This is a genomic window from Paenibacillus radicibacter (assembly GCF_024721995.1).
In the GTDB taxonomy this organism is placed as follows: domain Bacteria; phylum Bacillota; class Bacilli; order Paenibacillales; family NBRC-103111; genus Paenibacillus_AM; species Paenibacillus_AM radicibacter.
On record NZ_JANQBC010000018.1, the window covers coordinates 20,856 to 36,704 of the forward strand.

14 protein-coding genes are annotated in these 15,849 nt (G+C 45.0%); all 14 read right to left on the bottom strand.

Annotation, left to right across the window (positions count from 1 at the left end; all coding sequences use genetic code 11):
* Positions 1-4: 4 nt before the first annotated feature.
* A complete protein-coding gene (locus NV379_RS24755; RefSeq protein WP_258210025.1) occupies positions 5-919 on the bottom strand; it encodes a serine/threonine protein kinase in 915 nt (304 codons plus the stop codon).
* Positions 903-1,625 carry a vWA domain-containing protein gene (locus NV379_RS24760; protein WP_258210026.1) on the bottom strand — a complete coding sequence of 241 codons (723 nt, stop codon included), beginning with the start codon at positions 1,623-1,625 and terminating at the stop codon, positions 903-905. The genes NV379_RS24755 and NV379_RS24760 overlap by 17 nt, the downstream gene beginning before the upstream one ends.
* Before the next feature lie 151 nt (positions 1,626-1,776).
* The gene (gene spoIIE, locus NV379_RS24765) at positions 1,777-4,227 is read right to left on the bottom strand and encodes a stage II sporulation protein E (protein ID WP_258210027.1); all 2,451 of its coding nucleotides are present in this window, start codon (positions 4,225-4,227) and stop codon (positions 1,777-1,779) included.
* A 297-nt stretch (positions 4,228-4,524) separates the two neighbouring features.
* Positions 4,525-5,073, bottom strand: a complete 549-nt coding sequence (locus NV379_RS24770) for a S1 domain-containing RNA-binding protein (RefSeq protein ID WP_258210028.1) — start codon at positions 5,071-5,073, stop codon at positions 4,525-4,527.
* A 114-nt stretch (positions 5,074-5,187) separates the two neighbouring features.
* Positions 5,188-5,508, bottom strand: coding sequence for an FtsB family cell division protein (locus tag NV379_RS24775; protein WP_258210029.1), 321 nt, complete (start codon positions 5,506-5,508; stop codon positions 5,188-5,190).
* Between the two features lie 28 nt (positions 5,509-5,536).
* Positions 5,537-6,109 (bottom strand): spore cortex biosynthesis protein YabQ, encoded by a 573-nt coding sequence (gene yabQ / locus NV379_RS24780; RefSeq protein ID WP_258210030.1) that lies wholly within the window; start codon positions 6,107-6,109, stop codon positions 5,537-5,539.
* On the bottom strand, positions 6,106-6,387 hold the full coding sequence (yabP, locus tag NV379_RS24785) for a sporulation protein YabP (RefSeq protein ID WP_258210031.1): 282 nt from the start codon (positions 6,385-6,387) through the stop codon (positions 6,106-6,108). Before yabP ends, yabQ begins: the two co-directional genes overlap by 4 nt.
* Before the next feature lie 118 nt (positions 6,388-6,505).
* On the bottom strand, positions 6,506-6,778 hold the full coding sequence (locus tag NV379_RS24790; protein WP_258210032.1) for an RNA-binding S4 domain-containing protein: 273 nt from the start codon (positions 6,776-6,778) through the stop codon (positions 6,506-6,508).
* Positions 6,778-7,050, bottom strand: a complete 273-nt coding sequence (locus NV379_RS24795) for an HU family DNA-binding protein (protein ID WP_258210033.1) — start codon at positions 7,048-7,050, stop codon at positions 6,778-6,780. Before NV379_RS24795 ends, NV379_RS24790 begins: the two co-directional genes overlap by 1 nt.
* A 100-nt stretch (positions 7,051-7,150) precedes the next feature.
* On the bottom strand, positions 7,151-8,650 hold the full coding sequence (gene yabN / locus NV379_RS24800; protein WP_258210034.1) for a bifunctional methyltransferase/pyrophosphohydrolase YabN: 1,500 nt from the start codon (positions 8,648-8,650) through the stop codon (positions 7,151-7,153).
* Positions 8,651-8,695: 45 nt separating this feature from the next.
* Positions 8,696-10,381 carry a putative polysaccharide biosynthesis protein gene (locus NV379_RS24805; RefSeq protein WP_258210035.1) on the bottom strand — a complete coding sequence of 562 codons (1,686 nt, stop codon included), beginning with the start codon at positions 10,379-10,381 and terminating at the stop codon, positions 8,696-8,698.
* Positions 10,382-10,502: 121 nt separating this feature from the next.
* A complete protein-coding gene (spoVT, locus tag NV379_RS24810; protein ID WP_258210036.1) occupies positions 10,503-11,045 on the bottom strand; it encodes a stage V sporulation protein T in 543 nt (180 codons plus the stop codon).
* A gap of 239 nt (positions 11,046-11,284) precedes the next feature.
* A complete protein-coding gene (locus NV379_RS24815; RefSeq protein ID WP_258210037.1) occupies positions 11,285-12,313 on the bottom strand; it encodes a peptidylprolyl isomerase in 1,029 nt (342 codons plus the stop codon).
* Positions 12,300-15,821, bottom strand: a complete 3,522-nt coding sequence (gene mfd, locus NV379_RS24820; RefSeq protein WP_258210038.1) for a transcription-repair coupling factor — start codon at positions 15,819-15,821, stop codon at positions 12,300-12,302. Before mfd ends, NV379_RS24815 begins: the two co-directional genes overlap by 14 nt.
* Between the last annotated feature and the right edge of the window lie 28 nt (positions 15,822-15,849).

Below are 15,849 nucleotides of genomic sequence, written 5' to 3' on the forward strand. Positions count from 1 at the left end.
CACATTATCTAGGCCAATACAAATAAAGTGTAAGCCCAAATACGACTAGAGAGGCTGTAAAACATATCGAAAGCCAATTCCCACGGACTGGTTCTGCTTTACGCTTACTGGCATGACGAAACAATTGCCGCCACGCTGTACTTGCTTCCTTCGCCGTAGAAAAACGCTGCTGCAACATTTGTTCCAAGACAGGCTTCGCATTACGCGGAACCGACACCTCATCTAATAACTGCGATAAATCGCTCGTACTCCGATTCTGAGGTAAGCCTTGCGACCAGTTCGTAATCTTTTTTCCCGTATCAAATGCACGAATCATTAATACTGCAAATGAAAAGAGATCATAGCTGGGCTCTGCAACACGTGACCCGCTTCCCCAGAATCCGCGATCATACAGCTCTGTAAACTGTTTGACAGATTTGCCTATTGGCGTAACACCGCCAAAGTCAACGAGCTCGACATGCCCATAGGCGCATACGAGCACATTTTCCATTTTTAAATCACCAAAAACATATCCCTGTTCATGCAGTTCTCGCAATTTACTCAGCAAATGCAGACCAATGACATACACCCAATCCGGCTCATGCGTGTCCATAAACTGGGTTAAGGAAGTACCCTCAATGTATTTCATCACAAAGAAAGGGTACTCCTTACCCATCCAGACAAAATCGTCTACATCTCGGAGCATATCCCGAAAGGAAGTCGAAGTGTCTGATAGACGACGAAGTGCATTAATCTCCGATTGATGATCGACCGTCTCAAAGCCTATTTTGAGTGCAAATTGAGCTTTACCTGATCGGACCAGATACACCTGACCATTTGCCCCTGCACCAATTAATCGTTCAATTGTATATAACTTTCCATTCCACTTCCCACGCAGTGTAATGCCTGGTCGTAGATCTAGATTAAACAACGTAGTCACCAAGAATCCCGTCCTTACTACTATCTAGCGATGGTTTTTCTGCTACATACTCCACAACATTCAGCAGTGCTGGGCCTGTAGGTGTCGTGCCCCTCATGTTTATTTTATAGAACATCTTATGTATATTTGCAAGATCTTGGGTCCAAGGAGAGTCCATCTCAACTTCTACTTCCCCACTTAATGAACCTGGAAAATGGAATACAGCAACCTCACTTTGGCCCGCTCTTGCTCGCAATGAAAGAAGTAAATCTTGCAAAGCATCGCGCACGGCTGCAAGCTTAGGCTTCATAGAAGCGCTTGTATCTACAAGTAAGGCAACCCGCATCGCGCTATTCTCGCTCATCTCATCGATAACATGAACGACTTCTGCACGCTGGGCAGGAGGCAATTGTGTAATTTGATCGTCACCTAATATATTGCGTAGTTCTTTCCCTACTGCCTTCTCTATTGTACCGACAACCGTCTTTCTCGTCATCATCTGCACCGTTTGCGATAATTGTCTCGATGATACGATACGACTGAGTCCACCACCTGCACGTGCAATCTCAATAATTTCTTGTGAACCTAGCTGTCCGAGCTCCCCATGATCGACAACCCCTATCACGTTAACCGTGATCCCTTCTTCCATGGCATGAGCAGCCGCGATAACCGGACTCATCCCTACATTGGAACAACCATCTGTAATTAATAGAATTTGCTTTAACATTACTTATTCCTCCCCATTGCTTTACTAGAATCTATATTTCTAGTTTCGCCAATATTTAAGAGGGATAAACGATAGTTTAGGAATGCAATATAAGAAGCAGCTCCAGACTTAGGTCCAGAACTGCTTTCGATTCATTCACCTTATATTTAACCTAGCTAACGACTTTCGGACGCTCGATACGGGCCATACCCGGCCAGCGGAATGTTGCCCACTCTGGTTGACGCTTCTCTATGCGTGCCACGACCACCATCATGTCGTCTTGCATCGATCCAGCATGACGCAGCACTTGATCCAGCAAGGTATCTGCCATATCCTGCGTAGTCAATGCATCAAGCTCACTAACCATTCGCTGCATCCACATTTCCTTATTCACTATATGTTCAGGTGCATCCAAGATTCCATCCGTCATGAGAACCAAATAATCGCCATCTTGCAGCTTCATCGACACGAGATCAACTTCAATGTCCTTAATGATGCCAACTGGCAAATTGCTAGCCATAATCGGAATAACTTCTCTACCACGTTTAATAAAGCTAGGGGTTGAGCCAATCTTCATAAACGTCGTATCTGCACTGTACAGATCAATTAATGCCATATCTACTGTTGCGTACATCTCTTCAGGTGAGCGAAGAAGCAGCACCGAATTCACCGATTTAATCGCAAGTTTCTCATCCATTCCCGATTGTAAGAATTGCTGCAGCATACCAAGAGCTGTCTCACTCTCTCTACGCGCCCGTTCGCCATTTCCCATCCCATCACTTAACGCAACTGCGTATTTGCCATTTCCAAGCTCTACCGTACTATATGAATCCCCTGACAAGTAACTGCCACCCTTCCCGATAGCCGCAATACCTGTCTCCACGTTATATTCCTTCGCAGATCCGAATAACACAGAAGCATATCCTTCACGCTCGAGCTGCTCTTCGCTTTTGACCGCAATATTCTCACCGACAATCTCACTTAGCAGAGGGGCTATAATTTTGCGGCATTCGTCAAATCCGCGCGTATACTGATGAATCATCTCAATCTCAACTTTCCCTTCATCTAGCGACACGATATTCACACTGTGAATGGACATTCCCAAGTCCTCTAGAGCCTCACGAATCTGTTCTTCTTGTAAAAATAATTCTTGACCTTCGCGTTTAATCTCCTTCGCTAAATCCTCCATCACTTGAGAAACACCTGTAAGCTGTTCCGCAACAAGCGCCCTCGATTCTGTTAGCTGCTTGCGCCAATGAATATCGTGCTGATAATACCCGTATTGCTCTTTCATCACTTGGAGTACAGAATCCGTTCGACTGCAAATGTTTTTCCATTCTCTGCGAATATCTCGCTTATCCATTTGACCTCGCACTTCAATTTCAGTCATCATATCGGTCATGTACGAATACGTTTTTAAAAAGTTCTGATCCCAGCAACGTTCACGCTTGAAGCAGCTCTTACATGTCTGAGATGTCACAGCATTCATAAAATGCTCCACATCGTGCTCTTTCTGCTGCAAAGGACTTTCACCCGTCAATTGTTTAAACGATGTGGCGAGCTGACGAAATACTTCAGAGAACTGCTCGACACGTCCTGCTGTCACATCACGTACTCGCTTGGCATAATCTTGCTGCCCCTTCATATTCTCTTGTGTACCCGGCACGTATTTCGCCAGTGTTTGCAATACACTTTTTGGTGTCAGTAAAAATAGTCCGATCGCAATTAACGATTCCCATGTGGAGTTAATAATCGAAACGGCGCTTCCCAGATAGAATGATAGAATCGAAGAGCCAATTAATAGACCTAACGAGACGGTTACTCTGCGTCCATCCTTCAGTAGCCCTGCCAGTAATCCTGCAAAAGCAAGCAAGCTCATCTGGTAGATCGCATTTGAATCTGCCAAGCTTAAGATCAGTCCACTTACGACACCAACTGATGCTCCGAATGGCGCACCGCCTACCATTGCGAATAATAGAATCAAATAACGAGATTCCACATTCTGAATCATAACAGGGCCAACACTCCAACCAACTGCTCCTGTCATGACAGATGCGAGTAAGATAATTAAGCAGATAATCTCTTCGTGTCGCAATTGATAATTCCGACGAGTAAGTGTGAATACCGGCAAGGCTTGTATAAAAATATAAGTGAGCACACCACTTAACAGCGCTTCCACACCGATCAACATCATGGCATACCAGGATAGTTCAGTTGCTACTAGCTGAAAGAATAACTTCACCATAAACATAATGCCAAATACGATAAAAGGTGCCATCGAAACGTTCGAGCGACCATACTTCTCAATTGCCTTCTGAATCAGGAGGAACACTCCGATCCCGATCACAAATTGTCCCACATTCGGATGTGCGGACACCAAACCTCCACAGAATAGAGAAACAATCACCCAAGGGACAAGTTCTTTGCGTTGAAAATAAATAACTGCAAAATAGGCCAGCGCAAAAGGAGCAAGTTCGTCCAATATCATCGCTCTCCCGAGTAAGAATCCAATTAAAAGTAGAAAGATCGACCACTTCCGAGCAACAACAGCTTGAATAAATCGATTCCCGATCGCAATCGTGTATAATCCACCTTGAATTCGACTTAACACGTTCTTATACATGTTTGGCGACACCACCCAATTCTATTAGTGTTCCCTATTATATGGATGCTCTCGTATAAAGTTTGTCACAATACGTGATCTAGTAAAAAGAAATTTCCGACACCGTGCGGCATAGAGCGAAATCGAGCGCAAATCATGCGCAGCAAGTACTTTCGGACCCTTTTTGCTTAAAAATGTCAAATGTTTACCAGTTTGTCCGCCACATACTTGCAGGGATTGCCGCCAATTTATGTCGAGATTGCACACAAAAAACCACACTCCGTATAAACAGAGTGTGGTTGATTATGAAATATTGGATTAGTCGCGTCTTCCGCCACGACCACCGCGTTTAGATTCAGTGCTCTTTTTCAAAGATGAAATGCGTTCTTCACTATCTTTTAGGAAACGAGACATTTTATCCTCGAATGTCAACCGACCGCCTTGCGGCTTGAATCCGCCACCACGAGGGCCACGATCTCCGCGAGGTCCACGGTCTCCACCTGGACGACCCATACCGCCGCTAGGACGACCCATACCGCCGCCGCTAGGACGACCTGCGCCACCTGGAGGACGGCTGCCAGATCCATCAAATCGACCGCCTTGTCGTTCTGGACGAGGGGCATCTGCAGGCTTGTCAATCGTCTGCTTAATCGATAAGCCAATTTTCCCATCCTTGTCCACATTGATCACTTTAACAGTAACTTTGTCATTTAGCTTCAAATGATCATTGACGTCCTTCACATAGTTGTCTGCAATTTCCGAGATGTGAACTAGGCCGGTGACTCCTTCAGAAAGTTCGACGAATGCTCCAAAGTTAGTGATTCCGGTCACTTTTCCTTCTAACTTGCTGCCCACTTCAATTGCCATAAAATAAAATGTTCCTCCCTGTAATATGTTCATAAAACAATGGCTATGCAGATTATAACCGATGAAAAGAGCACGGTCAACACTGCTAGCGCCTTTTTTTCCATCTATACCCAATTATGGGCTTGGGGTCGTAAATAACGTTTCCCCGTCTTTGGTGTAGTTCAGTTCTTTACGAATTTTTTGTTCGATATATTCCTTATCGTTCAAACGCGCAATCTCTTTCTTAGCTGCTTCCGTCGTCTGCTGAACTTGCGCCAATTCCTTGCTTAAATCCTGCAATTGCGATTGCTTGTCCTTCAGCATGCTCTGTTGATCCCAGAGTGTGACTAATGCCCATCCTAGAAAACATAGCAGAAAAACCGGTAGTAAACGTAATTTACGACCTGATTTCTTAGAAGTTCGTTGCACTGCTTTTTGTTTGGATTGACTTGGCATCGTGCAACTACCCCCTTGCTACAAGCAATTAAGTATCTTTACGGCGAAATCGATTGCGTACCCACCCTACTGTACGTTTAACAAAAACAGGTGTTTTGATATAACGAACGATGGGACGAGTCATCCACACAAACAATCGCCAAAAAGGATACAACAATTGTAGCACAATTTTGCCGAGGAAAATAGCTATCGCACATAATATCCCCCAAATCACTACACTAACGCGGTACAATCCTACTAATGGCGCGATAATAAAAATTTCTACAATTCGCACACACAGCTTGTACAGCCATTTGACAGCACGAATGAACAATTCAATTGTCCAAACAACAAGCCGACTAAGTATAAAATAATAGAGAATAACACCTATTACTAGTCCTATGAAAACAAACAATCGTATTTGTCCATGATTGCTTTGGTATAACAGACGGAAAATGAGGATCGTCGCCACAATCCAATAGACCGTGTCGATTACCATTAAGCTCCACCGGGGCAAGCGCAATTCCCTGTGCAGCACGCGAAATAAGTCGTATATCGCGCCGAGTGCGAGGCCCCCACAGAACATCATGAATAACGTAGTAAATTGAACATGAAGTGTCACTTAAATAACTTCCCAAACAGTCCCTTGGATTTCTCCTGGGTGTTTGCGTCCACATAAGTAAGAGAATTTACGAACCCTTCAATGGCGACAAGACCCTGCTCTAAATTCAAGTTCTTAATATGCAAATTTTGTCCTTTAATCATTAAGAAGCCGCAGTCCGTCTCAAGCAAAAATTCTTCACTGTCAAAGCTCTCGACGTTCAGAACTCCTGAAATTTCTAGCAGCTTGCGATTTAACATCTTAATCTCTTGACGTTTATTTTTTGTTATTTCGTGCATAGGCGTATACCCCTCCTTATACTATTAACGTATGGAGGAGCTTGACCCTTTAGAACTTAAAAATAGAGTTGCGAGCATTACGAGCATAAAAAAAGAGAGCCTCAGCTCTCTTTTTCAACTAAAAAAGTGGTTCATTCTTGTAGGGTTCTTCCTTCAAAAGCGTAAACATGTTCGCTGCATCATCCTTGCGTGTTGACTCAGATAACAACTCTACCCTCACAGTTACTTTCTTCTGTCCGAATTGAATTGCGATCTCATCGCCCACCTTCACTGAAGAGCTAGCTTTTGCATCTCGTCCATTAATCCACACGCGTCCTTGATCGGAAACATCCTTCGCCACTGTGCGGCGCTTAATCAAGCGAGATACTTTTAAAAACTTGTCTAAACGCATTACTTCACAGCTTCTTTAAGCTTGTTACCAGCTTTGAATGCTGGAATTGTGGATTCAGGAATTGAAATCTCTAAACCTGTTTGTGGGTTACGTCCCGTACGACCAGAACGCTTACGAGTTTCAAAAGTACCAAATCCGATTAATTGCACTTTATCTCCTGAAGAAAGAGCCTCCGTAATTTCACCAAGAACACCGTTTAATACCGTTTCAACGTCTTTTTTAGTTAATCCGCTTTTTGTCGCGATGTTGTTAATCATATCCGTCTTATTCATAAATTCATTTACCTCCCAAAAATAGTAGAGTCAGTTCGTTTGGATCAGTGATCCGCATTTAATTATTCTGGGTCGCCTTGCAAAATCCTGCTAGAGAATCTTAGGGTTTGAGAACTTTTTTTGCCTCTTGCCACAAGGCTTCCATTTCTATTATATCAGTTTCGTCAAAAGATTTCCCCTTTGCGCGTAAACCTTGTTCCACATAGTGAAAACGATTCGTAAATTTACGCGTTGCCGCAATTAATGCTTCTTCTGGGTCGATACGAAGCTTGCGAGCAACGTTCACAATAACAAAGAGTAAATCTCCGAGTTCCTCAAGCTGCTCAGGCTCATTACCGCTCTCGATCGCCTCACGCACCTCTGCAAGTTCCTCTTGTACCTTATCTAGTACATCAAGCGCACTCGGCCAGTCGAAACCGACCTTCGCCGCTTTCTTCTGCAGCTTCCACGCTTTGAGAATGCCTGGCAAGTCACGTGGAATACCCGCGAGAATGGATTGTTCCTCTGGCTCTATGCCTTTCATGCGTTTCTCTTCTGCCTTGATGCCATCCCAATTCGCAAGTGCTTCTTCGGCATTGTTCGCATCCCGGTCGCCAAATACGTGCGGATGTCGACGAATCAGCTTTTCATTAATCGCTTGAATCACATCATAGATGGAGAAAGCTCCCGTCTCTTCTTCGATCTGAGAGTGGAACATCACCTGCAGCAGCAAGTCTCCAAGCTCCTCACACATGGCATCCGGATCATCATCATCGATCGTCTCGAGCACTTCGTACGTCTCTTCTATTAAGTTGTTACGAATGGACGCATGTGTCTGATCCCGATCCCATGGACAACCGCCTGGGCTGCGCAAAATCGCGACGATTTCATGCAAACGTTCAAATGAACGTGCTTTAACAATTTCATTATCCGAACGCGGTACCCAGATGAGCGAGAGATTACCGTAATCTTGAATGCGATCCAGTTCATAGATCGGAACCGTTACGATCTTCTCTTGTCCCATTACGCCAAGCGCATGTCCAACGGTCACCTGATAATCATCTGGATAACGTTCCATTAACGTCAGCTTTGCATCGGATGCCGTATACACGTCATACACTTGTCCGATAATGATGTGCGTCTGTGTATTTAGCATACCAGGTGTCATACTTGTCGCATCAAGCAGCTGGAAGCCATCAATCGGATCAAAGCCAAAGCGAGTAAACGTCTGATCGAGGAAGCTCTCTCCACCTGTTATCGTCAGTTCAATCCCGAGCTCTGGACATCTCTTGCGTAACAATTGAACGGTGTATTCAGCTACCATAGGATGACCCGGAACGGCGTAGATGACTTCTTCATCCGGACGCTCAGTCGCTTGATGGATTAAATCATTGGCAATAATCTCGTATACTTCCTCAAAGCTTGCATTCTTCTCATATTCCGCATCAAATGACTCATAAGCGATGTTATTTTCTTTAAGCATATGAATCATGGGGTGCTGATCCGTTCTGAGATAAATTCGCTTCGCTTGCTGGAGCTTTCGCCATACGCCAAGCGTTAGTTGATCCGCATCTCCTGTCCCTAAGCCTACTACCGTAATTCGACCGGTATGTACTGTCATCTGTGGTTCCTCCTTTAGTTTCATATCGTAAGCCAGACCGAACATCTAGCGTTTCTTCATAAAAGGTTTCAGCCGCTTATACACGACTGGCATGTGCTCCAAGGTGCTGATGTCCAGCACCTTGAGCCTTATCAGGGCGCCGGCATAGACGGCGGCGCCCACAACCACGGCGACCAGCGTCAGCGCTGTCGCCGCAAGGCGCTCTGGCAGCGGATGCCCCGCTGCCGCAAGCCCTGCCTCGCCCGCCCATAGCAGGGCGAGGACGGCCGCCCCCATCACGCCAGAGGCGACGATGGGGAGGGTAACCGCGCGCGAGCCAAGCAGGCGCGCGAGTGTGTCGGTGCGCGGCGTGTATACGCGCACCAGGTTTAGCGCCGCGGAGACGGCGAATGCCGCGACGGCGGCTATGGCTCCCCCCGCGATGCCAAGCGCAGGGACAAGCACGAGATTGCCGGCGACCTTGACGACTACGGCAATCAGCATATGAACGGCGGGGGCGCGCACCACGCCAATCCCATTTAGCACGCTGGTCGTGACGATGTTCAGCGTGCTAAATATCGCGGCGAATGCGAGAATTGCCATCGCCCCTGTCCCTTCCGCGGTCGCAAATAGCATGACATTTACCGGCTCTGCCGTAAGTGCCAACCCGACCGCCGCAGGCAGTCCGATGAGCCACGTTAGGTTAATCGCTGTATTCATACGCTGGCGGAGCAGTACATGTTCACCACTAGCTTTTGCTTCTGCGAGCGCAGGTACAATCGCTGCGCCCATCGCAGAGACAATCATTGCAACAAGCTGCACGAGTGGCAAGCCATGATTATACAATCCAAACTGGCGCATAGCTTCATCCGCCCCACTAGCACCATCGTGAAGCAATCTTGGCATCGTAAATGTATCTACAATGTTAAGCAGTGGTACTGTAATCGTACCTAAACATACAGGAATCGCATAACGAATCATACGACGAGCAAGCACTGCTGTATCTTCTTGACCAAATCGAGCACGCTTCTGGCTATTGCGGCGAATCTTAACCGTTACCTTATGAGCATTACCCAAGCGCCACCAATAATACAACATAACAGCTAATCCGCCAATTGCACCAATCACAGAACCGAACATCCCGCCTGCTGCAATGGTTGCCGCATCTTCACCTGCTCTTACAAATAACCATAACATAATGAGCATACCGATGACACGTACAAGCTGTTCCACAACTTGAGAAACAGCCGGGGCTGTCATTTGTTGATAGCCTTGAAAGTATCCCCGATATACAGACATAAGCGGAATAAGCAGCATCGCCCAAGAAACTGCGCGAATCGCTGGTGCTGTTCCCGCTACACCAATTAGACTAGCGATTAGATCTGCACCAAAGTAAGTCAAGATAAAGAACAACACCCCTGACAAACTAAGCAGTACGCTGCTTACACCAATGACACGTCGTGCCCCATAATGATCGCCAAGCGCAACCCTTTCGGACACAAAAGCAGCCACAGTCGTAGGAAGCCCTGCTGTCGCAAGAAACACAATGAACAAGTATAAGGGGTATACAGCGCTATAGAGCCCATAGGCCTCATCCCCTGCGATATTTTGCATCGGAATCTTCTGCAAGGTACCGAGAAGCTTAGAGACGATCGCGGCAATCGCAAGTATGGCTGCGCCTTTAAACCATTTACTATCCATTTTACGATTCGATTTATTATCAGACGGCGTACTCACTTGTCTTCGCGCCATTACATCGTTCCTCCATCACTTGCTAGACCCCAATTATAGCTTAACCTAAACAAAAAAGCTTCGCTTACTCATGAATGGCTTTAGCCTGTGAGTAAGGAAGCTTATCGTTTTCAAATCCATCTTACTGTTCCATTTGTTTCGCTAAGAATGCTGCTGCTGTTTCAGACATCTTCGTTTCCATCTGAGCCATTTTCACATTCTCATCTTTTGTAATCAAGATGACTGCACCGATCGGATCTCCACCTGCTACGATAGGAGCTACAACAAAAGAGCTGTACGCCTCAGGCAAATCCTTTAAGATATCATAGCTTGCGGAATTATTCTCGATCATCGATTTGCGGTTTTCCATACAACTTTCCACAATCGCTCCGATTTGCTTGTCGAGATACTCCTTCTTCGAACCACCTGCAATCGCGATAACATTATCACGATCTGTGATGATCGTTATGTGTCCTGTACCTTCATACAAGGATTCTGCATATTCCTTTGCAAAATCACCTAGTTCACCGATTGGCGAGTATTTTTTAAGGATAACTTCTCCATCACGGTCTACGAAAATTTCAAGGGGATCCCCCTCACGGATACGGAGGGTGCGACGAATTTCCTTCGGAATCACAACTCTTCCCAAATCGTCAATGCGACGAACAATGCCAGTAGCTTTCATATTTCTAGTTGCCTCACTTTCCTCGGAAGAATAATTAACTGGGCTTTAAATACTGATTTATTGTTGCAAGTGGAGGGAGTCATCCAACTTTACCCATAGTATTTAACGTCTCTCTCCATCTTATACAAAATGCTTCCAATCCTCCCAATCCTATGTACATCCATGGAAGCTGTTGGTTACATTATGTCCATAAAAAGCAAATAAAAACAGGATGCTCCTAGAAGCATCCTGGTAAGTTATTACTTTGTTGCAGGACTAGGACTTGGACTTTCTTCAGGCTTCGCGCTTGGGGAAGGTGAAGGTTTTGGCAAATTGTTTTTCTCAATTAGGCCAGGCGCTTCTTTCTCCGTAAATTCACTCATTTGTTCTTGTGCTAACGTAGAGCGAATTTGTTGCTTCAGCTCGTCATACGTGCTTGTCTTACGTGAATCCACACGCATTACATGATAACCAAATTCAGACTTGACGGGATCACTAACTGTATTAATAGCAAGTGTCATTGCTGCGTTCTTAAATGGTTCAACGAAACCGTTCATCATTTGAGAATCAACATTTTCGTACAAACCGCCTTTATCTTTTGAACCTGGATCATCAGAATACTCTTTCGCAAGTGCATCAAAGTCGCCGTTAGCTTTTAGCTTCGTTTGAACTTCTTTTGCTCTTGCAAGTGCTTCATCTTCAGTACGAAGATCTTTTTGTGTTTGTGGATCTTTAGTCGCAATTAGAATATGACGTACATTCGTCACATCAAAAGCATGCTTATCATCAGCAAGACGCTTATCATACTCTGCTTTTACTTGCTCATCTGTTACTTTGCTTTCTGCAGCAGAAGCCGCATAGAAGCTAAGCTTCATGAAATCCTCTATATCTTTGAACTCTAATTTGTTATCTTTAAGGATCTTATCCTTACCGCCTTCTTGGCTCTTCAACATTTCGTCAAAAGCTTTCATTTGCTCAGCAAGCTTCTTGTCAGCTTCTGCTTTAACCTTATCATCTGCACGAGATGCCAATACTTTGTAAGATACTAGCTGTTTCAACAATTCTTGTTGGAAAGCTGGGTCTTCTGTGTACTGTTTGAACATCGGATTAAGCATTGCATTTAGATTTAAGAAGGTGTCAAACTCTTTTTTCGTAACCGTACCATTGTCTTTATAAGTAGCTACGACGTCATCCTTCTTTCCGCATCCCGTAAGAGCGGCTACAACTACTAAAACAACAATTAGAGCAAGCGACCATTTCTTAGACCATTTGTGCTTATTTAGCTGCATTCTGTAGTTCTCCCTTCGCCTTCAGCGCATCTTTATATTTTTTTAAAAATTGTTCAATTGCATCTAGCGCATCTTGTTGTTTCAAGCCTTTTCCTTGGTAAGTGACAATCAATTGTGCACCTGCCGTAAGCTTGATTCTTCCGCCGAAGCTATTTGCAATCTCAAATAATTTTTGACCATCAACTCTCGTGTTCTGATCGGGATGCACTTTAATGAAGTAGTCATCACCCTTCTGACTGAACGACTCAATGTGATATTCAGCCCCATACGCTTTCAGACGCGTAGCAGCCAATAATTGAACGACAGCAAGTGGTGGTTCTCCAAAGCGATCTAATAATTCATCATATAAATCTTCTGCTTCTTCAACAGAACGAATTGCTGCTACTTTTTTATAAATCTCTATCTTCTGCATGCTATCATAGATATAGTCAGAAGGCAAATAAGCGTCTAACTGAAGCTCTATCGCGGTATTCCACTCTTCAACAGGAGCTGTTACTTCTCCGTTTAGTACGAGTTTCTGCTTCTTAATTTCATCGGATAACATCTGTGAATACAAGTCAAATCCGACAGATGCAATGAAGCCATGCTGCTCTCCCCCAAGTAAGTTACCTGCGCCGCGAATCGATAAGTCTCTCATCGCAATTTTGAAACCAGAACCTAGTTCTGTAAACTCCTTGATTGCTTGCAAGCGCTTCTCCGCAACTTCAGTTAGCACTTTATCACGCTGATAAGTAAAGTACGCATATGCCACTCGATTAGAACGACCCACACGACCTCGTAGTTGATACAATTGAGATAAGCCCATTTTATCGGCATCATGTACGATTAAGGTATTCACATTCGGAATATCCACGCCTGTCTCAATAATGCTTGTGGATACAAGCACATCAAACTCCCCGTCCAAGAAATCAAGAATTGTCTTCTCAAGTTCTTGTTCCCCCATCTGACCGTGAGCAACTGCAACACGCGCATCTGGCACGAGCATTGAGATTTGATCCGCAATTTGCGTAATCCCTTGTACTCGATTGTACAAGTAGTAGACCTGGCCTTCACGAGCAAGCTCACGCTCAATCGCTTCACGAACCAAAGTGTGACTATGTTCAATGACATAGGTCTGCACGGGGAAACGGTTCTCAGGAGGCGTTTCAATGACGGAAAGGTCACGAACACCTAACATCGACATATGAAGCGTACGCGGAATCGGAGTAGCAGTCAGAGTCAGAACGTCCACATTGGTTTTTAAACGCTTTAGTTTTTCTTTATGGGATACACCAAAACGCTGCTCTTCATCGACGATAAGTAATCCTAAATCTTTAAACACCACATCTTGTGATAATAAGCGATGCGTGCCGATAATAACGTCTACGACACCTTTCTTCACCCCTTTAAGCGCTTCCGTTTGCTCTTTCTTTGAGCGGAAACGGCTTAATACCTGGATGTTAAATGGATAGCCTGAGAAACGTTCTTTGAATGTTTCGTAATGCTGCTGAGCTAAGATCGTAGTTGGAACGAGCACCGCTACTTGCTTGCCGTCAATGGCTGCTTTAAATGCGGCACGAATCGCAACTTCCGTTTTCCCGTAACCCACATCTCCACATAATAGACGATCCATTGGACGGGTTTGTTCCATATCGCCCTTAATTTCCTCGATGGTCCGTAGTTGATCGTTCGTCTCATCATAAGGGAACATGCTCTCAAATTCATTCTGATAAGGCGTGTCCTTTGAGAAACCGTACCCAACCGTCGCCTGCCGCTGCGCATACAGCTTGATCAAGTCATCTGCAATATCTTTAACAGACGCGCGAGCCTTGCTCTTGACGCGATTCCAATCTGCACCGCCTAATTTATATACCTTCGGCTCCTTCTCTTCTGAGCCGACATACTTCTGAACCAATTCAATCTGATCAATCGGTACAGACAGTTTGTCTCCTCCAGCGTAAAGAATATGAAGATAATCTTTATGCATACCGCCAACGACTAAAGTGCCGATACCGACATATTTACCGATACCATGATTCACATGAACAACATAGTCACCGATCTTAAGCTCTTGATAGCTTTTAATCCGCTCCGCATTTTCAATCTTCTTATCTACTTTTCTAGCTTTTCGCTGCTTCTGAGTGAACATCTCACCTTCTGTAATCACAACTAGATGAATAGAAGGTAGTTCAAAACCTGCCTGCAGATTGCCGTTCACAATTTCCGGTTTTGGGATGTCATAATCCCTGAGCACACGTTTCACACGATCAATACGCTCTTCCCCTGAGGCAACAAGCATTACTTTACCGCCAGTCTTCTTCCACCGTTCCATCTCAGATTTGAGCAAATTCATTTGACCATGGAAACTTTGCATCACACGGCTCATGAAATTCACGATATTCTGAGGTTGAGTCTGTGGGACTTGGCGAAGGAATAGCGACAAATACACCGTAGGCCATGCCTTGCGGTGAAGCAATGATTCATATGGTTTGGACAATACAAGCGCAGGAAGCGAATGTCCATCTTGAAGGGCATGGACCATCCATTCCGCTTCATCTCGTTCAAGCTGCTTGGCTGTCTCAATTAAGCGTGTTGGTTCTTCAATAATAAGAACAGAGTCTTTAGACACAAAATCAAGGAACGTCTGGCGCTCTGGATACAAGAGAGAGATATACGAGAATAACTCCGTAAAAATAACCCCTTCGCGCATCCGCTCTATATCATGGTTTATACCTTCTACAAGTCTATCTTTTGCTGTGCGGTCCGTCATCTTTGCAAGCTGTGCTTGGAGCAGTTCATGTGCGCCATTCGCAGCTGACTCTAAGCGTGTACGGTCTGCTAGGATTTCGCGACATGGCAAAACAGTCACCTGCTGCAGCTTCTCTATGGAGCGCTGGTCGGCAACATCAAATGTACGTATGGAATCAATCTCATCATCAAACCATTCAATCCGGACAGCATGCTCGGACGTTAATGGGTAGAAATCAACGATCCCCCCACGAACACTTAGCTCTCCTTTGGATTCGACTCGTTCAACTCGCTCATATCCAAATGAAGTCATGCGCTCGAGGAACGTATCCATCGCAAGTGATTCGCCGACTTTGAGATGAAGCTGAGAAGACATGAACACTTCTTTATTCGGTAAAAATCTACGAATCCCCGCATAAGGCACAACCACAACACCACGATAACCACAGGCAAGCTTGGTCAAGACCTCAATACGCTGAGCCATCATCTCTGGGGAAGCAACTGCAGTCTCAGCAGCAAGAAGCTCTTGTGCTGGATACAGAAGCACCTCATCTTCTGACATACACTCGATTAAATCTTCCGCAATTTTCTGAGCAGCAAACATATTGTGTGTGACCACAACAAGCGGTTTATCGAGATCTCTATACATGGCTGCAATCATTACTTGTCGGGAGGAGCCGGCGAGGCCAGCAACCAGTTGTTCTTTCATCCCACTGCGTATACCTGTCACAATGGATTGAAAATCAGAATCTGCAGAAAAAGCTTTGATCAGTGCTTGCAAACAACTACACTCCCCTCACAAAAAGAAG